This is a genomic window from Micrococcaceae bacterium Sec5.8, assembly GCA_039636775.1.
In the GTDB taxonomy this organism is placed as follows: Bacteria; Actinomycetota; Actinomycetes; order Actinomycetales; family Micrococcaceae; genus Arthrobacter.
This window is the reverse complement of the sequence record CP143429.1, coordinates 769,373-792,026: the sequence shown is the minus strand read 5'-3', so window position 1 is coordinate 792,026 and position 22,654 is coordinate 769,373. Positions and strand designations below refer to the sequence as shown.

Below are 22,654 nucleotides of genomic sequence, written 5' to 3'. Positions count from 1 at the left end.
TCTCTCCAGCCCCGCCGAACGCACCCACACTGAAGGAGTACCTCTTGTCCAGCCTGACTCTGAGCAAGGGCAGCAATCTGTCCCTGACAAAAGCCGACCCCGGACTCCGAAAGGCCATGATTGGCCTCGGGTGGGACCCGCGGACAACTGCCGGCGAGCAGTTTGACCTGGACGCCTCGGCGATCCTTGTCCGCGCGAACGGCAAAGTGCGCTCGAACGACGACTTCATTTTTTACAACCAGCTGTCCTCTCCGGACGGCTCCGTGGTCCACCAGGGAGACAACCGCACCGGCGAAGGTGAGGGAGATGACGAGCAGGTCCTCATCGACCTCGACACCGTGGCCCGGGACATCGAAAAGATCGTCATCGTCGTGTCGATCGATCAGGCGGAGGCCCGGCGGCAGAACTTCGGCCAGATCCGTGACGCGTTCTGCCGGGTTGTGAACCAGGAGACGGACAACGAAATCGTCCGCTACGACCTGACCGAGGACGCAGCCGCGGAAACGTGCATGATTTTCGCGGAAATCTACCGCAACAACGGCGAGTGGAAGTTCCGTGCCGTTGGCCAGGGCTACGCCTCAGGCCTCCGCGGCGTAGCCACGGACTTCGGCATAGCACTGGATTAGGAGCCGGGCGGTCCGGGAAGCCCGGACCGCCCCATCACCCATCCACCCAGACTTTACAAGGAGATTAACCATGGCAGGACTGACCCTCACCAAAGGCAGCAACCTCTCCCTGACCAAGACCGATCCGGGGCTGAACAAGGTCCTCGTCGGGCTGGGCTGGGATCCCCGCACCACCACCGGCGACGCCTTCGACCTGGACGCCTCGGCGCTCCTGCTGGGCGCGGACGGCAAGGTCCGCAGCTCCGCGGACTTCATTTTCTATAACCAGCCGGCCGCCGCCGACGGTTCTGTCGTCCACAAGGGGGACAACCGCTCCGGTGATGGCGACGGCGATGACGAAGTGATCGCCGTCGAGCTCTCCGCTGTTGGTGCGGACGTGGAGCGGATCGTCTTCGTAGTGTCGATCGATCAGGCGGAGGCCCGCCGGCAGAACTTCGGCCAGGTGCGCGCCGCGTACTGCCGAGTGGTCAACCAGGAAAGCGAAGCGGAAGTAGTCCGCTACGACCTCAGCGAAGACGCGGCGCCGGAAACCTGCATGATCTTCTCCGAGCTTTACCGGCACAACGGCGAGTGGAAGTTCAAGGCCGTCGGCCAGGGCTACGCCACCGGCCTCGCGGGAATTGCCGCGGACTTCGGCGTCCAGCTCGGCTAAGAGCCCGAGACCTAAGAAAGAGAGAAGCACTAATGAGCATGCAACTCACCCCGCCTGAAGCGTCGGCCTCGAACCCCCTCGTGCTGGACGCGCCGGCCTCCGTCGAGATCGTCAAAGCGGACGACGCCCCGGGCATGGTCCCGGTTCCGGCCGAACGCCAGCAGGAGATCAACGCCCAGGCGCGGGCCTTCGTCAGCGAAGTGTCGGCGATGAGCCCCTTCAGCCCCGAGTACTCCAGCAAGATCGACGGCATCAACCGGATCGCTGGCCAGCAGCTCGTGGCATCCGCCAGCACCTCAAGCCGGCTCCTGGAGCGGTCATCCACGTCGCTGGCCGGTGCGAAGAAGTCCGGCAGCAGCGCCCAGGTGCAGGTTGCCTCAACGCTCGGCGAACTCCGCTCCACCGTGGAGGACCTGACGCCGAGCAACGCCGACCTGAGCGTGGGCCGGAAGATTCTGGGCATCATTCCGGGCGGCAACAAGCTCGCGAAGTATTTCCAGAAGTACGAAAGCGCGCAGACCCAGCTCGACAAGATCATCAAGTCCCTGATGGCGGGCCAGGACGCCCTTCTCAAGGACAACGCTTCCCTCGCGCAGGAAAAGACCCAGCTGTGGGAGACCATGCAGGCGCTGAGCGAGTACGCGGTCTTTGCCAAGGCCCTGGATACCGCGACGGCCAACAAAATCGATGAGATGAAGATGCAGGGCCAGATCGAGGAGGCGGGCAAACTCGACGCCGACGTGCTCTACCCGATCCGCCAGCGGCACCAGGACATCCTGACCCAGCTGGCCGTCTCGGTTCAGGGCTACCTGGCCATCGACATGATCCGCAAGAACAACACCGAGCTGATCAAGGGTGTTGAACGAGCACGCACGACCACGATCTCCGCGCTGCGGACCGCCGTCATTGTGGCCCAGGCACTGGCGAACCAGAAGATGGTGCTGGATCAGATCGACGCCATCAACACGACAACGAACAACATGATCCTCAAGACATCCGAGATGCTCAAGGATCAGACCGCACGGATCCACCAGCAGGCGGCGAGTTCCGGTGTCAGCGTGGAAACGCTGCAGAAGGCGTTCGACAACGTGTTCCAGACCATGGATGCAATCGACACCTTCCGCTCCCAGGCAAACAAGAACATGGAAGGCACCGTGCAGGCCCTCGAAACCGGGCTGGAACGGGCCCGCCCCTACCTGGACAGGGTGCGGCAGCAGGAAGGGAATTAGTGGTCATCAGCCCTGAGCAATAGGCTTACGGGCTATGGTCGCAAAATTCTTAGGTTCGCTGTTCGGCGGCGGAGCGGTACCCCGCTCCGCCGCCGTCCCCGGCGCCGAATCTCCTCCCGCCGATCCGGCAGCAGACGAGCTGGCAGCCACCGCCGTCGCGCTCGAAGAGCTCCGGCGGACGGTACTGGCTAACGGCGCCGAGCTGCCTCCGCTCGTGGGGTCCCAGGTGCTGCAGTTGGCCGATATCCTGCGTGCCCTCATCGGCTACATTGACCGGTCGGGGGCGTCCACCGAGCAGCGGGTCCTGCTGAACGCCGTCATCACGGACTACCTCCCGTCCCCGCTGCGGGCATACCTCATGCTGTCCGCCGGGTCGAGGCGGGACGACTCCGCCGAGACGGCCGTGCTGCTGGAACAGATCGACATGCTCTACTCCACCGTCAAAAACCTGGACAACCAGGTGCGAACGGGTGCCATTACGGAACTGGCAGTCCACGGCCAATTCCTCCGGGACAAGTTTGATGTTGATGGTCTTCATCTGGAAGGAAGCTGATGGCTTCTATGGTCGCCGGCAGCAACGCCGCCCTCACCGCTGAGAACCCCGGACTGGCGACGGTCCTGCTGGGAATCGGCTGGGACATGGTTCCCAGCCGTGGTCCGCAAGCCGAGCTGGTCCCCATGGTGATCATGTGCGGCGCCGACGGCCGCGCTGTTTCGGATGACCACCTGGTGTTCTTCAACCAGATCGCCAGTCCCGAGGGCAGCATTTCCTTCGCCGGGACGGAAGACCACGAACAGATCGACGTCGACCTCGCCCGGGTGCCCGAGACGGTGCACAAGATCGTCGTGCTGCTTTATGTGGATCCGGAGGTGCGGGGGCCTGGTACCTTCGGGCCGGTCAAGAACGCCTATTTGCGGGTCGCGACCGACCAAAACCGGGAGCTCCTTCGTTTCACGGTGCCGCGGGGGAACCTCGACAAGATCAACGCGATGATCCTCGGCGAGCTTTACCGGCACTCCGGGGGCTGGAAGTTCCGGGCCCTCGGCCAGGGCTATGAGGCCGGGCTCGCCGCTGTTGCCGCCGACTTCAAGTTGAAACTCTGACTATGGCGTTGAACAGAACCGCGGTGCGGACCGACATCGGATACCTCACCCGGCGCCGGAAACCCGTTGCCCAGCCCGGGCCCGAGCAGCTTCCTGCCCAGAGCGCAGCCACCCCGCCTGCCTCCGGGCTGACGCTCGGCGGCCGCGCACCAGCGGCACCCTCCCCCAGCTCCACCGGGCTGACCCCCGGCGCCAGCACACCTGCTTCCACCGGATTGTCGCTCGGCGGCCGCACACCAGCGGCACCCTCCCCCAGCCCCACCGGGCTGACGCTCGGCGCCACCCCGGCGCCCGCGCCGTCCACAAGCCGCCCCGCAACAGCGGCTACCCGCCCCCGGGGCGCCGCGTCGGCGTCGGAACGGCTGTTCCCTGCCCCGGAGTTCGGCAGCCTGCGCGAGCTGGATGCAGAGAACCCGGTGGTCCGACTGAACTCCCGGCAATCCGCGATCGGTTCCCTTCTGGTGGCCGGGGTCCGCTCCGTGGCCTGGGAGGACGCCCAGCTCACCACGGGCGCCCACCACGCAGAGGGGCACCTGGCCGGCACCGCCGTCCGCACTCCCGGGAACCGGCCCCTCGCCGGCGTTCAGGACGGGGCCGGCATCGTGTCCCTGCGCCACGTCCGGTTGCTGCGCCGCGCCCTGTTTATCGCGGGCGAGGCTCCGCTGACGGTTGGTGTCTTCGACGGCGCGGCCGCTGCGGTGGCTGCCCGGAACCCTGCGGGGCTGCGGAGCGTTTTGTATGCAGTGCGGGTGGGCGCGGTCCTCGAGCTTCGCGCCGAGTTCGTGCCCGCAGACGCCTCCGACGCAGCCATCTGGGCCATGTTCGGTTTCACCATGACCATTCCGCTGGACCAACGGGTCCACCAGCGCTAGTACGGACGCTCACTACTGCCACCTAGGGGACGATGCAGCACTTCAACGCCTTGACCGAATCCGTCAAGGATCGGCTTTTCCACCTGCGCCCTGAACACCTCCACCGCACCTCGGACCCCGGTATGCTCGCCGTCGCCCTCGGTGCCACCCTGTACTCGCCGGCCACAAGGAGTGCATTGGCAGCCGGAATCCGGAAACAGGCCGACGCCGGCTGCCTCAGCACTGTGATCTGCCTCGAAGACGCCGTTCCGGACGAGGAAGTGCCCGCCGCGGAGCAGAACCTGCTCGCCGCCCTGTCCGACCTGGCCCTGGAGGATCCGGCTGAGCTCCCGCTGATCTTTATCCGGTGCCGCACTCCCGAACAGCTGCTCGACGTCGGCCGCCGGGCAGGCGCGAACCTCAGCGTGGTCTATGGCTTTGTCCTGCCCAAGTTTGAGAACGAAACAGGCCGCGGGCGCGCCTTTCTGGATGCGCTGCGGCTGCTGAACGAAGAAGCCGGACGCACCGGGGCGCCACAGCACCAGCCGCTGATGGCAATGCCGATCATCGAGGACCTGTCCACCACGCACCTGGAATCACGGGTCCGGGTGCTGACAGACAACCTGGCCCTGATCGAAGAGTTCCGGGATGTGGTGCTGTGCGTCCGGATCGGCGCCACGGACATGTCCAGTGCTTTCGGCCTGCGGCGCTCCCGCGACCTGACCATCTACAACGTCAAGGTCGTGGCGAACATCATCGGCGACGTCGTGAATATCTTTGGCCGCCCCAGCGACGGTTGGGTCATCTCCGGTCCGGTCTGGGAACATTTCGTTAACACCGAACGGGTCCTGCGGCCGCAACTGCGGTCCACGCCGTTCGAGGCCGCCAACGAGGGCGCGCTCCGCAAGCGCATCCTGATGGCAAATCTGGACGGCCTGATCCGCGAGATTGAGCTGGACCTGGCCAACGGGCTGCTGGGCAAGACCGTCATCCATCCCACCCATGTCCCGGTGGTGCACGCCATGTGCGTGGTGAGCCACGAGGAATACCTCGATGCCCTGGACATCACCGGGGACGCTGGGGGCGGGGTGAAGGCATCGTCCTACGGGAACAAGATGAACGAGGTGAAGCCGCACCGGGCCTGGGCGGAGCGCACCCTGCTGCGTGCCAGGGCCTTCGGGGTCGCCCGGCCAGGAGTCAACTTTGTCGAACTACTGGAAGCGAGCATGCGGTGAACCAACTCTCGACGGCAGCCCCCTGGAGCGGCGGTTACGTGCGCGAAGCCCTCGGCGTTGACGTCGCCTCAGACCCCGGCACCAGCCTGCTGCCGGTACAGGCACTGGTCGGGCTGGCACTGCGGCGCAATCCGAAGCGGGCCCACCTGCTGGTCTCCCGGGTCCTGGCCAAGCACGTCCCCACCGAACCCGGGATCGTCACGTCAGCGGGGCAGCTGCTGGGACTTCTGGTCCGCCGCGAACTCGATCCTCCCGCCGACGCCGGGGGCCTGACCGCGGTTATCGAGGAGGCAGCGGCCATGCTGGAGCGACTGCTGGACCCCGTGGCCCCGACAGCCCCCGGGACCGTGCCCGACGCCGACAGCCGCACCGCCCGGATTGCCGCCGTGGCGGCGCTGGGTGAACTCCTGGCCGGAGAACAAACGGAACGTCCCGGCGTCGTGACCCTCGGTTACGCGGAGACCGCCACCGGGCTGGGCCACCTGGTGGCCGGACAGCTGGGCACGTACTACCTCCACTCCACCCGGCAGGACAGCTGCGGAATCGAGCCGTACGGCGCCTTTGAGGAGGCGCATTCCCACGCAACCTCCCACCAGCTGCTCCCGACCAGCCGCGCGGCCCTGAACCAGGCCGGCACCGTGGTCCTGGTGGACGACGAGCTCAGCACCGGCGCCACCATCATCAACACCATCCGCGACTTGCACGCCACCGCCCCGCACGGCCGCTACGTCGTCGCGTCCCTGGTGGACCTGCGCACCGCCGCCGACCGGGACAGCTTCGAAGAACTGGCCCGCGAACTCGGCACCCGGATCAGTGCCGTGGCGCTGGCACAGGGAAGCATCGAGTTGCCGGAGACCCTCGCCGCGGACGCGGCGGAACTGATCACCACGCTCCCCCTCCCGCCCGAAGCGGCCCCCTCCCCGGCTGAGGTGCAGCTTATGGACCTCACCGGCATCGTGCCGCCGATCCGCAGCGCCCGGTTCGGCGTCGCCGGCCGTCCGGACCCGGACCAGGCAGCACTCATCGCAGACACCCTCGCCGCCGACCTCGGCAGCAGCGCCGGCCGCCGGGTGCTGGTCCTGGCTACGGAGGAATTCATGGCCCTGCCGCTGGCGGTGGCCACCCGGCTCCAGGACCTGCGCCCCGACGCCGACATCCGTTATTCCACCAGCACCCGCTCGCCGATCGCCGCGGTGGATGACCCGGCTTATGCGATCCGGTCAGCGGTTTCCTTCGGCAGTGCCGGCGACTCCGCAGACGGTCCCGGGCCGCGGTTTGCGTACAACCTCGCGCACCCCGACGGACGCTTCGACACAGTGCTGATTCTTGCCGAACCCGGCACCGCCGCGGCCGGATTGCTGGGCCCCGGCAACATCGCCGAGGCCGTCGCCGGCGTGGCCCCCGACGTCCGGCTGGTCGCGCTGCCCGCGAAGCCGCCTTTCCCGACGCCGCTGCGCGGCCCCGCGTTCGGTTCCTACCCGCCGGAGGATGTGCAGTGGCTGCTGAAGGACCTTAGTGCCGCGCAGCTGGAAGCTCCCAAGGAAGAACGTGAGGCTGCGATCCAGTCCGGCAAGGCCAGCTACGCCGAGTCGTTGCCGCAGGAATTTGAACCGTCTCCCGAGTACGGCGCCTTGTTCCGGTCCGCCCTGGAGGGCTCCGCCGTCCGGATCGCGCACGCCGTCGGAAGGCTCACCGAGCAGGTTCTGAAACTGCGCAGCAACGCACCGGTCCTGGTGTCCCTCGCCCGCGCCGGCACCCCCGTCGGCATCCTGATGAAGCGGTGGGCGCAGGAATTCCATGGCCTGGACCTGCCGCACTATGCCCTCAGCATCGTCCGCGGACTTGGCATCGACCAGACCGCGCTCAGCTACCTCGCCTCCCGGCACCGTCCGGAGGACATCATGTTCGTGGACGGCTGGACCGGCAAGGGGGCCATCGCACGCGAGCTCGCCGCCGCCGTCGACCTCTTCCGGGAAACGGACGGGGCTCATTTCCGGCCGGACCTGGCCGTCCTGGCGGATCCCGGGCACTGCGTCCGGATTTTCGGCACCCGGGAGGACTATCTGGTGCCGTCGGCCTGCCTGAACTCGACCGTCTCCGGCCTGGTGTCCCGCACCGTTTTCAACAAGGCGCTGATCGGGCCGGGTGATTTTCATGGGGCCAAGTTCTACTCCGAGCTCGCCGGCAGCGACGTGTCCGGCGATTTCCTGGCCGCCGTCACGGCCCGGTTTGCCGAGGTCCGCGACGACGTCCTGCAGGCCGCAACCCGCGCGCCGTCGGACATTTCAGCGCTGCCGGAAGCAGATTGGTCCGGGTGGGCCGCCGTCGAGGACATCAGCCGCAGCTTCGGCATCAACAACGTGAACCTGGTCAAGCCGGGTGTCGGCGAAACCACCAGGGTGCTGCTTCGCCGCGTGCCGTGGAAGGTGCTGGTGCGCCCGGATGCCGTATCCGAGCTCGCCCACGTGCTGCACCTGGCCGAACAGCGCGGCGTCGAGGTCCTCAGCGTCCCGGACCTGGCCTACAGCTGCGTGGGACTGATCCATCCGCTGCACACGCCGGGAGCCACCGGCGCCGATGGCAAGGCGGTGGTGGACGTATGAGCAACACTTCAACCGCTGCCCCGGTCATGGTGGCCAGCGACCTGGACCGGACGCTGATCTACTCGGCGAACTCGATGGCGCTCGCGGGCAGTGACCACCAGGCACCGCGAATGGTGGTCGCCGAGGTCTACGACGCCGCACCGTTGTCCTTCATGACCCGGGCCGCAGAGGACATGCTCGAAGACATCGTGGAGCGGAGCGTTTTCGTGCCCGTCACCACCCGTACCCGGGCGCAGTTCTCCCGGGTGCGGGTGCCAGGCTTCGGGCGGGGGTACGCGGTGACCACCAACGGCGCCGTCCTGCTGCACGACGGCGAGCCGGATGCCGACTGGTCACGGCACATCCAGCGGTCACTGGGCTCCGATTGCGCTCCGCTGAGCGAGGTGCTGGAGCACCTCACCGGCAGCACAGCGGACCCCGCCATCCTGCGGGTCCGGACCGCTGAGGACTTCTTCGCCTACTCGATCGTGGACCGGCAGGCGTTGCGGCCCGGCTATCTGGACGAGCTCGACGCCTGGTGTGGGGACCGCGGCTGGACGACATCCTTGCAGGGGCGAAAGCTCTACTGCGTGCCGGCTCCGATCACCAAGGAAGCCGCCGTGGCCGAGGTCCGGCGCCGAAGCGGGGCGGGATTGCTCGTTGCCGCCGGTGACTCCAGGCTGGATGCGGGGATTCTTGACTTGGCAGACATCGCCATCCGTCCCGCACACGGAGAACTCGAAAACGACGGCTTTTCCCGGCACCATTTGACCGTAACGTCAGCGTCCGGGGTGCTGGCAGGCGAGGAAATACTCCGCTTTGTCAGCGGCCTCCTGGCGGATCCGGAAAGTTCGGCCCGCATTGCCGCAGCCAGTGCAACTTCGCCTGCTATTCCTGGGTAAGAACTCGAGGAATGACCATATACTCCAGGAGACGCCACCTAGCGTCAAAGGTCTGGCCTCCAGCGATGGTGCTGATGAGCCGAGAAACTTGGGGATACAAATGAATAGCAACCGATGGTCTAAAGGCAAGCCGGATTCGTACTATGCGCTGCAGTCCCAGAAGCCGAACGTCTCCACATTCATCGTTGGAGCTCTGGCTCTGGCTTCCACAGCATTGGGCGCTGCCAACGGCGGAGTGGGCGGAGCGTTGATTTTTTTGGCCATCTTTGCCGCGCTCACCGGCCTCTACGTCGCAGCCACGGGACGTCGGTCATGGGCACGGTTGCCGGGCAGCCGGAAAGTTGGCGGCGTCGTTCTTGCTGGCTCTCTAGTGCTCTTCGTCATCGGCGGCATGACGCTGCCGCCCCGGTCGGCAGAGAGTCTTGCTGCCCAGGCGGCATCAGAGAACGAAAAACGAGCAGCAGAAGCAGAAGCGTCCGGCGCCGCCTCCTCGTCACCGTCCCCCTCCGCCGTTCCCTCCCCCACGCCGTCGCCATCGCCCTCACCGAAGGACACGGGCGAACCGCTGGACCCGGAGAACGTCACGGAACTTGCCGGGGGGATCAGCTTCACCGCACCGAAGAGCCAACCGGCCTACGCCACCAAAGCACTGGCCCTTCTCGCCGTCCTATCCGTCAAGGAAGCATCGTCTTCATCCGGATACGGCGCCCGGGTCAGCTTCGGTCAGGCGTGGGCAGATGTGGACCGGAACGGGTGCGACACCGGAACGATATCCTCAAACGCGACCTGACCGACGTCGTTTTCACCGCCAACTCGACCTGCAGGGTGGAGAGCGGTACCCTAGCCGACCCTTACACAGCTACGACCATCCACTTCCAAAGAGGCCCCGAAACCGGCAGCAATGTTCAGGTGGACCATGTGGTCGCGCTGGGTGACGCCTGGAAGAAGGGTGCTCAGCAGCTCACCGGCGTGCAGCGCATGGCCTTTGCTAATGATCCCCTGAATCTGCAGGCGACGGACGGGCCGATTGACGTGCAGAAAGGTGACAGCGACGCCGCCACATGGCTGCCGCCGAACAAGGACTACCGCTGCGAGTACGTGGCCCGTCAGATTTCCGTCAAGGCCACCTATGACCTGTGGGTGACTCAGGCGGAGCACGATGCCATGGCAACCGTCCTGCGGGATTGCGCCGGTCAGTTGGTTCCGACCAACGAGAAGGAGGTCGCGGTGGTCGCGTCCGCCGACCAGGCCGCAAACGACGCGGCCAAAGCAGCCGTCGTGGTCCCCGAACCCGCGGCACCCGCGCCAGCACCCACCTACGTCGCACCGGCTCCCGCACCGTTCGTAGCGCCTGTCCCTGCCCCCGCGCCGGCGCCGGCGCCGGCGCCGGCTCCGTACGTGCCCCCGGCACCGGCTGCTGCCCACTACGCTAACTGCGCCGCGGTCAGGGCTGCCGGGGCAGCACCGATTCGGATCGGACAGCCAGGCTACAGCCGTTCACTCGACCGCGATGGCGACGGAGTGGGCTGCGAGAAGTAGAGGCCGTCGAGGCCAGCGAGGGATCCCACCGTGCCTGGACTGCGGGTTCCCCTGTTCGTCGCCGGGCGGGAGCAGTTGGTCATCGGGCCCCGGGTGCCGCCCATAGGATGAGGCATGGACTTTGAGGACACGCTCTGGACGGTTTTAGGGGCCGGGCTGGTTCTGCTGATGCTCGTTGACGTCTTTCGTACGCTGCTTTATCCGCACGGTTCCGGTCCTGTGGGCCGGTCGATCATGCGTGCGTTCTGGCTGGTGTCGAGAAAGCTGCGGGGCCGCGGCTCCATCATCGCAGCGCCCCTGGCCATGGCCGCCGTCATCGGCGCCTGGGCCGGCCTCGCGGCCATCGGCTGGGCCCTGCTGTATCTGCCCCATCTGACCACCGGATTTGTCCACGGACCCGGGGTGCCGCAGCAGCGCGACTTCGCCGAAGCGCTCTACATCTCCTTGGTGACGCTTTCGACCGTGGGGTTCGGCGAAATCGTGCCGGCGCATCCGCTGCTCAGGCTGGTTGTGGCCCTTCAGGCCGTCACGGGTTTCGGGTTGCTGACAGCAACGGTCACCTGGATCCTGCAAATGTACCCGGCCCTCAACCGCCGCCGGGCCCTCGCCCACGAGCTGAACCTGTTCAGGGAGGCTGCCGGTCCTGCGGGTCTCTTGTCCTTGGACCCCCGGCATGCTGCCGGGCTGCTGGAGTCCATGGCCGGCAACGTGGCTCTGGTGAGCATAGATCTGCTGGCGTTCCACGAAACCTATTACTTCCGTGAAGTCGAGCAGCGCGGCTCCCTGCCGGACACAGTCGCCTACGCCCAGGAGTTGGCATCCCAGGCCCAGCTCAGCGAGAACCCTGAACTCCAGTTCGCCGGGCGGATGCTCCACGCGGCGCTGGACGGACTCGCAGACGTTCTTCGCGGCAAGTTCGGGCATTCAGGCAAGACCTCTTCAGATGTCTTCGACAGCTACGAGCTGCACCACCGGCACCTGCCGGGCGGGGAACCGGACACGCACTAGCGTCCTGGCCATCGCCGAACCTACCATTTTGCTCGCTCCATGAGCTGGGTAAACAAGGCCATCAGTGGCGGACCGGCCAGTGCCAGAAGGACCGCGATCCCAACGACCGACAGCAGGACGAAGATCACCCACCCCTTTGCGTTTCCGCGTTCTGGATGGTCGTCGCCGGAAGGGTTTTTCTGCCGCCGCAACGACAAGACGTCGGGTTGCCCTGACACCCTGCTGAACGCCAAGGCCAGCAGAGTTTGCGTGATTTTGCGGCTCTTCACGATGCAGTCCTTCCACGTACCTCGGAGCCCTCGGGCCCATGCGAAGCCCGGGGCTCGCATTCTCGTCCTACGTGCTTTGGGTTTCCTTGAGTCCAGGGGACGTGACAGAGTGCTGCCATGACAGCCTTCAGTCACTCCGATGACCTTCAGGGCGCAGAATTCACCGACGTGAATCTGCGGGGAGCCCGGTTCGTCCGGTCCGATCTTTCCAGCGCCGTAATGCGCGGGGTGGACGTGACGGGGGCCGATATCGACGCTCCGTGGCTGTTCGACGGCGGCGGCTTCCTGCGCGTCAACGGCGTCGACGTGGCGCCTTTTGTCGACGCCGAACTCAACCGCCGCTTTCCCGGCCGAGCCGAACGGCGCGCTCCAGATCCGGAAGGTCTACGTGCGGCATGGGAGACGCTGGAGCGTTCCTGGCAGGCCACGGTTGAGCGGGTAGCCGCGCTGCCGGCCGGAGCAGTCGAGATCTCGGTGGACGGCGAGTGGTCCTTCACCCAGACGCTGCGGCACCTGGTCATGGCCACCGACACCTGGCTTCGCAAAGCGGTCCTGCAGATCGAGCAGCCCTACCACCCGATTGGTCAGCCGAATGTGGAGTACGGGACGGACGGATACGACACGTCGGTCTTCGCGACGGTTGCACCGTCGTATGCCGAAGTACTCGAGGTCCGGGCAGGCCGGCAGGCCATGGTGCGCGGCTACCTCGCCGCCGCGACCCAGGAACGGCTGTCCCACGAGCGCCGGAACCCCTGGGCCCCGGAAATGCCGGTGACAGTCCTCTCTTGCCTGCACACGATTCTCAACGAGGAGTGGGAGCATCTTCGCTACGCCATCCGTGACCTCGACGCGATCGCGGCGGGGCCGCACGCCTGAACACCGGGTCGCCGAGACGGGGCGGCGATGAAGAGTTCACCCGGGGTCCAGTTCCCCGAACACGGCAGTCCATGTCGCATCCCTAGGGTTATCGGGTCGCCGGCGCTGCGCCGGCAACGATCACACCCAGGAGGAACCATTCCCATGCGCACAGTCCTGACTGCCGCGGCCGCCGCCGCGCTCATCGCTGCCCTGGCGGGCCCCGCCGTCGCCGCTTCAAACCCCGAAGCCGGATCGCCGTCGTCGAACGCCGCCGGAGCGGCCGCCGACAAGGCACCCACCAGCATCAAGACCAACGAAAGCAACGGTTCCTTCGACTTGCAGGCGCACCGGGGAGGCCGCGGCGAGTGGACCGAGGAATCCCTGGCCGCCTTCCGCAACTCCCTGAAGCTGGGCGTGACCACCCTGGAACTGGACACCCACCTGACCAGCGACGGCAAGATCATCGTCTGGCATGACGACACCATCCAGGCGGACAAATGCCAGGACACGGCCCCGGCCGCGCCGGGCGACGCCGCCTTCCCGTATGTCGGGGACCGGGTCGCCGAGCTCTCGCTCGCCCAGATCAAAACCCTCGACTGCGGGTTCACTCAGCTCAAGGGGTTCCCGGAGCAGGACGTGATCGAGGGCAACCGGATCGGCGAGCTCAAGGACGTGTTCGGGCTGGTCCGCGACGCCGACGCCAAAAAGGTCCGCTTCAACATCGAAACCAAGGTGGAGGACGGGAAGTCCGGCGGCGAGGGCATGGTGGCCCTGACCAAGGCAGTGGTCGCGGAGATCCAGGGCTCCGGCATGGCGGAGCGCACCACGGTGCAGTCGTTTGACTGGTCCTCGCTGAACCTGACCAAGCAGATCGCCCCGGAGTTGCCGCTCGTCGCCCTGTCCAGCGGCGACGCCTGGCTCGAGGTGGGTAAGCCCGGCGCCAGCCCCAACCTCGGCGGCATCGATATCGACACCTATGGCGGCTCCCTCGCCAAGGCCGCAGCGGCCCAGGGCTACGACGCCGTCTCCCCCGCCTTCCGCTCCGTCACCCCGGCGATGATCGCCGAGGCCCACGAGCTCGGGCTGCCGGTGATCCCGTGGACCGTCAACACCGCGGCGGACATGAACCGGCTGATGGACCTCGGCGTGGATGGCATCATCACCGACTACCCCACCCGTCTGCGCACCGTGATGGAAGAGCGCGGACTGAAGCTGCCCAAGGCTTACGCACCGAAGGGCTGACAACAATTCGATGACGGTAGCAGTCAGGCGTACAGGTGTGATCCCACCCGGGCGCCTGACTGCTATCGTGGGCATCACAGAGTGTTTGGCCGTTCATCGAGGAGCACCCATGGCGCGCACACCCAGGACTGCCGACGACAGCATTCGCCGTCTTCGCCCGTATAACCTCGTAGCCGGCTCTCTGCACCTCGTCCAGGCCATCGGCTTTGCCATCATCCTCACCATGCTGAGCACGCAGGTGACTTTCGGGGTGACGGCGGACTACCTGGCGGGCCCTCCCGGCTTCCCCGTTCCACCTGAGCGCGTGGAGCTCTTTGCCGTCAATGTGGGTGCCGGTGTTGTCGTGTTCCTCGCCCTCTCAGCGCTCTTCCACTTCGCCGTCGCGTCGCCCCTTTTCTTCCCGCGCTACGGTGCCGGGCTCAGAGCGAACCACAACTACTTCCGCTGGGTCGAGTACGCGCTTAGTTCCTCCGTAATGATCTGGCTCATCGCCCAGACAACAGGCATCACCGATATCGCCGCCCTGATCTCACTCTTCGCCGCCAACGCCGCGATGATCGGTTTCGGGGCACTGCAGGAAAAATACGAGAAACCCGGCAGCGGCAATTTCCTGCCCTTCGTCCTGGGGTCACTGGCCGGGGTGGTGCCCTGGATCGTGATCCTGATCTATTTCCTTTCCCCCGGATCGACGAGCACGGTGGGGCCGCCAGCCTTCGTCTACGGCATCATCATCTCGCTGTTCCTGTTCTTCAACACTTTCGCGATTAACCAGTGGCTCCAATACCGCCAGGTGGGGCCATGGCGTGACTACCTCTATGGCGAACGGGTGTACATCACTCTCAGCCTCATCGCCAAGACCGCCCTCGCATGGCAGGTGTTCTCGGGCGCCATCATCCCGGCGCTGACCAACTGAGGCAGCATGCAGGTCCCCACCATTGTCTGGATATTCACGATCATCGGAATAGTGGGCCTGCTGGCCTTCGATTTCTTTTTCCACGTCCGCAAGGCCCATACCCCCACCCTTCGCGAATCGGCCATCTGGTCATCGATCTACGTCGGCGCGGCCCTCCTCTTCGGCGTCGGTGTCCTGATGTTCGGCGGCGTGGACATGGGCACGGAGTACTTCGCCGGCTACGTCACGGAGAAGGCTCTCTCCGTTGACAACCTCTTCGTCTTCCTCATCATCATGGCCAGCTTCCGGGTCCCCCGCGCCGACCAGCAGAAGGTGCTGCTCTTCGGAATCGTCTTCTCCCTGATCGCCCGGACGGCGTTCATTTTCCTCGGCGCTGCCCTGATCAACAGCTTCTCCTGGGTGTTTTACATCTTCGGCCTCATCCTGCTGCTCACCGCCGGCAACCTGCTCCGGCCCCACTCTCACGACGACGACTCCGACCCTCTGGTGGTCCGCCTCGCCAAGAAGTTCCTCCCCGCATCCTCGCACTACGACGGCGACAAGCTTTTCACGGTCGAAAACGGCAAACGCGTCCTTACCCCGATGCTCCTGGTGATGGTGGCCATCGGCGGAACAGACATCCTGTTCGCGCTGGACTCCATTCCGGCGATCTTCGGCCTGACCCAGAACGTCTATGTGGTCTTCACAGCCACCGCGTTCTCCCTGATGGGCCTGCGTCAGCTGTTCTTCCTCATCGACGGCCTGCTGGACCGGCTCATCTACCTTTCCTACGGCCTCGCCGCCGTGCTGGGCTTCATCGGCGTCAAACTCGTCCTGCACGCCCTCCACGAGAACACCCTGCCGTTCATCAACGACGGCGAACACGTCACCGTCCTCGAGATCAGCACCGGCGCCTCACTCCTGGTGATTCTCGGAGTCCTCACTTTCACCGTCCTGGCGTCCATCTTCAGCCCCAAGGGCAAGGCGAAGAACGCCGTCTCGGGAGCTAAGCGGCACGCCACGGACTACCTGGACCTCAACTACGAGACCGACATAACGGAGCGGGAACGCATCTTCGCCAAGATGGTCAGCGAAGAAGAGCAGCTCCGGGCCCTGCCGGAGAAATACAAGCGGCTTATCCACCACGAAACCGAGTTCAAGGACCTGATCCACCGCGCCCACGCCGAGCACGACGACGCCCTGCAGCGGGAGGCCCAGCGCTAGGCCACTGCCGCGCACACGGAACAAAAGGCTGTCCGCGTTCCCTCTGGAACGTGGGCAGCCTTTCAGTTTGTTGCCGGAATGACCTTGGGCGGTTCCGTGCCGATCGGGAAACCTGCAGACTGGAACAAGCGCGCCGCCTAAACCCCTGGGAGAACTATGAGCACCGCCCCGCCCGTTGTGGTCTTTGACGTCAACGAGACCCTTTCCGATATGTCGGCCCTCGGGCAGCGGTTCAGCGACGTTGGGGTGCCTGCCGAACTGGCCAAGCTCTGGTTCGCTACTCTGCTGCGCGATGGTTTCGCCCTCACAGTCAGCGGCGATAATGCATCGTTTGCGGACATCGGAGCCGACGTGCTCCGCCGGCTTCTCACCGGCACGGAGCTTGACCGCCCCCTCGACGCCGCTGTGGACCACGTCCTGAACGGCATGGCCGGGCTGGCGGTGCATCCGGACGTTCCTGACGGAATCCGGGCACTCTCCGCTGCCGGTTTCCGGCTGATCACCCTGAGCAACGGATCGGCCCGCATCGCCGAGAAGCTGTTCAGCGAGGCGGGAATCCGGGATCGGTTCGATGTGCTCCTCTCCGTCGAAGATGCCCCCTGTTGGAAGCCTGCCCGGGCCTCCTACGACTACGCTGCTGCAGCCGCCGGGACGGAGCCCGCCGGGATGCTGCTGGTGGCCGTCCATCCCTGGGACATCCACGGCGCAGCCCGCGCGGGGTTGCGCACGGCCTGGCTGAACAGGAACGGTGAACCCTACCCGCAGCACTTCCGGGCCCCGGATATCACCGTGACCGCCCTGACCGACCTTCCGGCGGCCCTGGCAGCAGAGCTCTGAATCGTTCAGCAGCCAAAAAATGCTACGGTGCTGGACCTTCAGCTCCTCTGCTCCCGCCACAGCAGCGACACGACAAACACCACCGACCCGAGTCCCAGCATCACCAGCACCATGAGCGCCCAGTTGGCCTGGGTGACGCCTGTGCCGTAGAAGATCCCGATCAGCACGGTGGCGGTGATGGCCCCGAGGTAGCGGCAGGTCTGGAAGATCCCGGCAGCCACCCCGCGTTCCTCCGGCCGGGTGGACAGGTACATGCCCTGGCTCGACGCGATGCTGACCACCCCGTAGGGCACGCCCAGCAGGGCGGTCATAGCGATCACCAACGGAACGGCCAACGACCCCGTCAGGAGCCACATGGTGCCCGACGCCACAATGAGCAGCACGACGCCGGCGACCAGCACCGGCTTCACCCCGAAGCGGTCGATCGCGCGGACCGCGGCCGGCGTGACCACCACCGACATCGCCGCCAGCGGCAGCATCAGCAGGCCCACGACGCCGGGCGCGTAGCCGCCGGCTTCCTGCAGCAGCTGCGGCAGGCCAAAGAACGCGAAATAGTAGACGCCGTTGAACAGCGCAAAGCCGAGGTAGACCAGCAGCAGCGGCCGGTTCCGGCCCAGCAGCCGCAGGTCCAGGAACGGCGGGGCAAAGCGCAGTTCGCGCCCCACGAAGAGCGCGGCGAGCAGCGTGCCTGCGCCGAGCAGCCACCAGCGGTAGCCGGGCACCACGTTGAGCAGCGCCATCATCACCAGCACCAGCGAGCCGGTGAATGCCAGAATGCCGGGGATGTCCGAGTCCCGCAGCAGGTCCGCGGCACGGCCACGCTCCCGCTCCTCATCTGCCGGCGCGAATTGCCGGACCAGGACGATGGCGGCCAGGGCCAGCGGGACGTTGATCAGGAACAGGGCCTCCCAGCCGACGAAGCCCACTAAAAGCCCGCCCACCACCGGCCCGACGGCGGCGGCCGAGGTGTTGGCCATCTGGATCCGGCCCAGCGGCCGGGTGGATTTCACCTGCGCGAGCTTTGCCAGGGCACCGACCATCACGACCGCGCTCGGGTAGGCAGTCGCTGTCCCGAGGGCCATAAACGCGCGGGCCACGCAGAGCACGGCGAAGTTCGGCGCGAAGGGTGCCACCGCGCAGGTCACGGCCACGAGCGCCATGCCGACGATGAACAGCCGCCGTGGCCCGAACCGGTCCGCCAGCCGGCCCATCAACGGCTGGCCCGCCGCGGAGGTGAGATAGAAGGAGGTGATCACCCAGGTGACGGTGGCGACGTCGAGCCCGAAGTCCGCACGCAGCACCACGAGGGCCACGGCGATCATGGAAGAGTTCAGCGGATTCAAGGCCGTGCCCAGGCTGAGGCCTGCGACGGCCAGGCCGGTCCGGGGAGAGTTGCTCACGGCAACAGTCTGTCCCAGGGGCCCGGGAAAAATCGAACCGGACCGGCCACCGCGGGCCTTAGAGGACCTTGGAAAGGAACGCCTTGGTCCGGTCATGCTGCGGAGCGCCCAGGACCTGCCGGGGCGGGCCGGCCTCCACCACGACGCCTTCGTCCATGAATACCAGCGTGTCTGCCACTTCGCGGGCGAACCCCATCTCGTGGGTCACCACGATCATGGTCATGCCGCTCTTGGCCAGTTCCTTCATGACGTCCAGCACCTCGCCCACAAGCTCCGGGTCCAGGGCGCTGGTGGGCTCGTCGAAGAGCATCAGCTTCGGGTCCATGGCCAGGGCGCGGGCGATGGCGACGCGCTGCTGCTGCCCGCCGGACAGGTGCGCCGGATACGCGTCGCCCTTGTCCCCCAGGCCCACCCGCTCCAGCAGTTCCATGGCACGGGCCGTGGCTTTGGCCTTGGAGATTCCCTTTACCCGCATGGGCGCCAGGATGATGTTCTCCACCGCGGTCAGGTGCGGAAAGAGGTTGAACCGCTGGAAGACCATGCCGATTTCCTGGCGTTGGAAGGCCGCTTCCTTGAGTTTGAGCTCGTAGAGCTTGTCGCCCTTTTGGCGGTAGCCCACCAGCTGCCCGTCAACCGACAGCCGGCCGCCGTCCACCCGTTCGAGGTGGTTGATGCACCGCAGGAACGTGGACTTGCCCGAACCGCTGGGGCCCACAATGCACAGCACCTCCCCGGAGTCGACTTCGAGGCTGATGCCGCGCAGCACCTTGTTGGTGCCGAAATTTTTGGAGACCCGCTCCGCAAGCACCATCGGCGCGTCCGTCATCCTTTTCCTCCAAAATCAGTGCCGAGCGGGGTGCCGGGCGTGCCGGGACCTGCCGCCGGTGCCTGGCCCGGCGTCGCCGGTTCCTTGTCCGTCTTGACCCGCCCGGTGCCGCGGGAGAACCGCTTCTCAATGAAGTGTTGCCCCACCATCAGGACCGAGGTGAACAGCAGGTACCAGAGGGACGCCACAATCAGCAGCGGCACCGGGGTGAACGTCACCGCGGAAATCCCGCGGGACACCCCGTACAGGTCGATGCTCAGCGGAATCGCGGCCACCAGGGACGTGGTTTTGAGCATCGAGATCACCTCATTGCCGGTAGGCGGAATGATGATTTTCATGGCCTGCGGGACCACGACGAACCGCATCGTCTGACCCCAGGACATGGCCAGCGCCGTCGACGCCTCCTCCTGGCCCTCATCCACGGACAGCAGCCCGGCACGCACGATCTCGGACATGTACGCGGCCTCGTTGAGGGCCAGCCCGATCACGGCGGTGATGAACAGGTTGGTGAAGACCTCATTCGGAATGGTGACCCACGGCGTCGTGAACGGAATCCCCAGCGTGAACACCGGATAGATCAAGGACACAATCCCCCAGAAAACCAGCTGGACGTAGACCGGGGTGCCGCGGAAAATCCAGATGTACAGCCAGGCGATGCTCTTCAGCACCGGGTTCGGCGAGAGCCGCATGATGGCCAGCAGCAGTCCAATGACGATCGCGCCGATCATCGCGTAGATGGTCAGCCACAGCGTCACCCACGCCGCCTGGCTGATCCGCCGGTCAAAGATGTACTTGCCGACGTCGGGCCAGCCGAAGTCCGGGCGCTGGGCGGCGTCCAGCACAAACACCGCCAGCCCGAGGACCAGGACCACCGCCACCGCGTTCCGCCAGGGGTGGCGCAGCGGGATGGCGACGATCGCTTCCGCCGGGGCGTCGTCAGCGTGGTGTTTCCTGCTGGCCGACGGCGTCCCGCCGGGTTCCGCTTCCAGCATCCGGCCGGGTTCAGGCTCGCTCATGGGCTATCACCCTTTGGCTGCCACGTTGAGGTCCGCCGTCTTAACTCCGCCGGCTTCCACGCCCCACTTGGACAGGATCTTGGTGTAGGTGCCGTCGTCGATCAGTGACTGGAGCGCCTTCTGCAGCACCGGGGTGAACTCGCTGCCCTGGGCCACGGGGATGCCGTAGGGCGCCACTTCGAAGGCGTTGCCGGCGGTCTGCAGCTTGTCCTTGGTCTTGGAGATGGCGTAGAGGGTCACGGGCGAGTCGGCACTCATGGCGTCGACCTGTCCCACCACCAGGGCGTTGGTGGCCTGGTCCTGCGCGTCGTACTTGAAGATGGTGATGGCGGGCTTGCCGGCGTCGGTGCAGGCCTTGGACTTGGCGGGCACTTCGTGGGTGTCCTCGTATGTGGTGGCCTGGACGGCGACCTTGAGCCCGCAGGCGTTCTCGGGGTCCACGGTCTTGCCCTTCGGCGCGGCCCACTGGATTCCGGCGGAGTAGTAGTTGACGAAGTCCACCTGCTTTTCGCGTTCCAGCGTGTCGGTGAAGGAGGACATGCCCATGTCGTCCTTGCCGGCGCGCACGGCGGGCAGGATGTTGTCGAACGTGCCGATATCGAAGTTGACCTTCAAGCCCATGACCTTGCCCAGGGCGTTGGTGAGGTCCACCGACCAGCCTGCCGGCGCACCGTTATCGTCCTTGAACTCGTTAGGCGGGTAATTGTTGGCCATGCCGACGTTCAGGACGCCTGCGCTCTTGATTTTCTCCGGGAGCATCGCGGCGATGGAGTCGCTCTTTTGCACGTCGATGGCGTCCGCGGTTCCGGATGCGCCGCCGGATGCTCCGCCGGTGGCGGCGGGTTCGCTGTTGTTGACGCAGCCGGAGAGCGAAAGCGCTGTGGCGACGGTGAGGACGGGGAGTAAGTATCGGGTGCGCATGATGTCCTTAGCTGTTCACATACTCTGGCCTCCCGCGACTCTGCGGGAGGGTATTGGCTGCCTGCTTGGTCAGAACTCATTCAGTAAGGTCACTGTACGCCGGAGCCGGACCGCCGGAATGCCGCCCACGCCCCCAGGCCAGTTCCCGGAGCCGGACCAGATCAAGTTCGGGCTGGTCGGGCAGGACTCCCGGCCGGTTCCGCGGCACCAGCACCCGCAGGGCGCCGGGTTCGATGGTGCACCGCACCGGGGTGGCGAACAGCAGCGCCTCTCCGTCCACCCCGACCGGAATCTCGGGTACGTCGGCGTCGACCACCACTTCCTCCGCGGTGCGTTGGATCAGGCCGCGTTTGGAGGCCCGGTGCAACAAGCCAACGGCCTTCCGGGGGCTGATGACAGAGAGCGTCACCGCGCCGAGCACGCCCCGGTCCAGCCGGGTGCGGCGGCCCAGGCCGGCGAGGTCGTGGCTGCCGTAGGGCCCATTGCTGACCAGCACAGCCTGGGGCCCGTCCACGGTGACGCCGTCGAGGTTGACCCGCAGGCGTGCACCCCTGTCGCCCTGGATCAGGTCCGGAAGCATTTGCAGCACGGTACCGGCTTTGTCGTTGCGGTACTCCGGGCTCTGCACCACCTCGGCGTAGACCCCGAAGGAGGAGTTGTTCACGAACGTGCGGCCGTTGATCCTGCCCAGATCGACGTGCAGTTCCACCCCGTCACGGAGCGCCTCAAGGCCGGTGACGGGATCCTCCCGGTCCAGGCCGAGGTCCAGGGCGAAGTGGTTGCGGGTGCCGGCGCTGATCACCAGGAACGGTAGATCATGTTCGGCAGCGATGCCGGCGACCAGCGCCTGGGTACCGTCACCGCCGGCGACACCGAGCAGATCGGCTCCCCGCGCCACCGCGTCCCGGGCCAGGGCCGCGACGTCCACCCTGCCCGGTCCCTGAAGCAACGCCACCTCGGCGCCGAGTTGTTCCGCCTTCCGCTGCAGATCGAACTTCACCACCTTGCCCCCGCCGGCACGCGGATTCATCACCACAAAAGGATGCCGCACCGCCGGCGCGGGGTGCTCAACCACCTGTAACTCCGCCCGGTGCTCCCGGAGGGCGGCCCGCGCGCAGACCAGCGCCCCAAACACCAGCGCCAGCGTGAGGACGATTTCCCACAGCAACCCGGCCTGGATGAAGAGAAACAAAACCACCAGCGGAGCGAGCCCTGCCAGCGCCAGCGCACCCCAGCGCAAGGCACCACGGTTGGTCAGGAACCAGTAGATCCCGGCGAGGGTCATCACGATGCCGCCGGCACCGGTGAGCAGGAGCGCAACAATCCCCGCTACACCGGCAGACACCAGCAGGACCGCCGCTGCGCACAAAACCGCGGCGAAGGCGGCCCGAGCCCACCACCGCCGGGTCTGCTGGATCCGGTCGAAAGGAATGACAGTCAT

The 22,654-nt window shown here is 66.2% G+C and carries 23 protein-coding genes; 17 read left to right on the top strand and 6 right to left on the bottom strand.

From position 1 onward, the window contains the following. Positions 1-44 precede the first annotated feature (44 nt). From VUN84_03730 to VUN84_03675, 12 genes are all read left to right on the top strand, one after another. Positions 45-626, top strand: coding sequence for a TerD family protein (locus tag VUN84_03730; protein XAS64796.1), 582 nt, complete (start codon positions 45-47; stop codon positions 624-626). Between the two features lie 70 nt (positions 627-696). Further along, positions 697-1,278 carry a TerD family protein gene (locus tag VUN84_03725; protein XAS64795.1) on the top strand — a complete coding sequence of 194 codons (582 nt, stop codon included), beginning with the start codon at positions 697-699 and terminating at the stop codon, positions 1,276-1,278. 32 nt (positions 1,279-1,310) lie between these two features. Then, complete coding sequence (locus VUN84_03720) at positions 1,311-2,507, top strand: toxic anion resistance protein (GenBank protein XAS64794.1); 1,197 nt, start codon at positions 1,311-1,313, stop codon at positions 2,505-2,507. Between the two features lie 34 nt (positions 2,508-2,541). Beyond that, a complete protein-coding gene (locus VUN84_03715; protein XAS64793.1) occupies positions 2,542-3,060 on the top strand; it encodes a hypothetical protein in 519 nt (172 codons plus the stop codon). Next, the gene (locus VUN84_03710; protein ID XAS64792.1) at positions 3,060-3,611 is read left to right on the top strand and encodes a TerD family protein; all 552 of its coding nucleotides are present in this window, start codon (positions 3,060-3,062) and stop codon (positions 3,609-3,611) included. Before VUN84_03715 ends, VUN84_03710 begins: the two co-directional genes overlap by 1 nt. Positions 3,612-3,613: 2 nt before the next feature. Next, positions 3,614-4,483, top strand: a complete 870-nt coding sequence (locus tag VUN84_03705) for a hypothetical protein (protein ID XAS64791.1) — start codon at positions 3,614-3,616, stop codon at positions 4,481-4,483. A gap of 32 nt (positions 4,484-4,515) precedes the next feature. Beyond that, positions 4,516-5,697 (top strand): HpcH/HpaI aldolase/citrate lyase family protein, encoded by a 1,182-nt coding sequence (locus VUN84_03700; GenBank protein XAS64790.1) that lies wholly within the window; start codon positions 4,516-4,518, stop codon positions 5,695-5,697. Then, positions 5,694-8,300, top strand: coding sequence for a phosphoribosyltransferase domain-containing protein (locus VUN84_03695; protein XAS64789.1), 2,607 nt, complete (start codon positions 5,694-5,696; stop codon positions 8,298-8,300). The genes VUN84_03700 and VUN84_03695 overlap by 4 nt, the downstream gene beginning before the upstream one ends. Then, positions 8,297-9,181, top strand: a complete 885-nt coding sequence (locus tag VUN84_03690; protein XAS64788.1) for an HAD family hydrolase — start codon at positions 8,297-8,299, stop codon at positions 9,179-9,181. The genes VUN84_03695 and VUN84_03690 overlap by 4 nt, the downstream gene beginning before the upstream one ends. Before the next feature lie 100 nt (positions 9,182-9,281). After that, on the top strand, positions 9,282-9,971 hold the full coding sequence (locus VUN84_03685; GenBank protein XAS64787.1) for a hypothetical protein: 690 nt from the start codon (positions 9,282-9,284) through the stop codon (positions 9,969-9,971). Continuing rightward, positions 9,935-10,720, top strand: coding sequence for a DUF1524 domain-containing protein (locus VUN84_03680; protein XAS64786.1), 786 nt, complete (start codon positions 9,935-9,937; stop codon positions 10,718-10,720). The genes VUN84_03685 and VUN84_03680 overlap by 37 nt, the downstream gene beginning before the upstream one ends. 114 nt (positions 10,721-10,834) lie before the next feature. Further along, positions 10,835-11,728: an ion channel gene (locus tag VUN84_03675; GenBank protein ID XAS64785.1), complete on the top strand. Its 894-nt coding sequence runs from the start codon at positions 10,835-10,837 to the stop codon at positions 11,726-11,728. Between the two features lie 20 nt (positions 11,729-11,748). Here the strand turns inward: VUN84_03675 and VUN84_03670 are convergent, their stop codons facing one another. After that, positions 11,749-11,997, bottom strand: coding sequence for a hypothetical protein (locus VUN84_03670; GenBank protein ID XAS64784.1), 249 nt, complete (start codon positions 11,995-11,997; stop codon positions 11,749-11,751). A gap of 117 nt (positions 11,998-12,114) precedes the next feature. Between VUN84_03670 and VUN84_03665 the strand changes: the two genes are divergently transcribed. The 5 genes from VUN84_03665 to VUN84_03645 all read left to right on the top strand — a co-directional run bounded on the left by VUN84_03665 (position 12,115) and on the right by VUN84_03645 (position 17,050). Further along, a complete protein-coding gene (locus VUN84_03665; protein XAS64783.1) occupies positions 12,115-12,873 on the top strand; it encodes a DinB family protein in 759 nt (252 codons plus the stop codon). A 144-nt stretch (positions 12,874-13,017) separates the two neighbouring features. Further along, entirely contained in the window at positions 13,018-14,097 is a 1,080-nt protein-coding gene (locus VUN84_03660; protein XAS64782.1) for a glycerophosphodiester phosphodiesterase family protein, read from the top strand. Between the two features lie 109 nt (positions 14,098-14,206). Next, on the top strand, positions 14,207-15,010 hold the full coding sequence (heR, locus tag VUN84_03655; GenBank protein XAS64781.1) for a heliorhodopsin HeR: 804 nt from the start codon (positions 14,207-14,209) through the stop codon (positions 15,008-15,010). A gap of 6 nt (positions 15,011-15,016) precedes the next feature. Further along, complete coding sequence (locus VUN84_03650; GenBank protein ID XAS64780.1) at positions 15,017-16,213, top strand: TerC family protein; 1,197 nt, start codon at positions 15,017-15,019, stop codon at positions 16,211-16,213. A 156-nt stretch (positions 16,214-16,369) separates the two neighbouring features. Continuing rightward, positions 16,370-17,050 carry a haloacid dehalogenase type II gene (locus VUN84_03645; GenBank protein XAS64779.1) on the top strand — a complete coding sequence of 227 codons (681 nt, stop codon included), beginning with the start codon at positions 16,370-16,372 and terminating at the stop codon, positions 17,048-17,050. 38 nt (positions 17,051-17,088) lie between these two features. On the opposite strand, the gene VUN84_03640 is transcribed toward VUN84_03645, so the two are convergent. The 5 genes from VUN84_03640 to VUN84_03620 all read right to left on the bottom strand — a co-directional run bounded on the left by VUN84_03640 (position 17,089) and on the right by VUN84_03620 (position 22,654). Beyond that, positions 17,089-18,450 (bottom strand): MFS transporter, encoded by a 1,362-nt coding sequence (locus tag VUN84_03640; GenBank protein XAS64778.1) that lies wholly within the window; start codon positions 18,448-18,450, stop codon positions 17,089-17,091. A gap of 58 nt (positions 18,451-18,508) precedes the next feature. After that, the gene (locus tag VUN84_03635; GenBank protein XAS64777.1) at positions 18,509-19,276 is read right to left on the bottom strand and encodes an amino acid ABC transporter ATP-binding protein; all 768 of its coding nucleotides are present in this window, start codon (positions 19,274-19,276) and stop codon (positions 18,509-18,511) included. Next, complete coding sequence (locus tag VUN84_03630) at positions 19,273-20,292, bottom strand: amino acid ABC transporter permease (GenBank protein ID XAS64776.1); 1,020 nt, start codon at positions 20,290-20,292, stop codon at positions 19,273-19,275. Before VUN84_03630 ends, VUN84_03635 begins: the two co-directional genes overlap by 4 nt. 6 nt (positions 20,293-20,298) lie before the next feature. Beyond that, positions 20,299-21,213 (bottom strand): ABC transporter substrate-binding protein, encoded by a 915-nt coding sequence (locus VUN84_03625; protein XAS64775.1) that lies wholly within the window; start codon positions 21,211-21,213, stop codon positions 20,299-20,301. A gap of 76 nt (positions 21,214-21,289) precedes the next feature. Next, positions 21,290-22,654, bottom strand: a complete 1,365-nt coding sequence (locus VUN84_03620) for a diacylglycerol kinase family protein (protein ID XAS64774.1) — start codon at positions 22,652-22,654, stop codon at positions 21,290-21,292.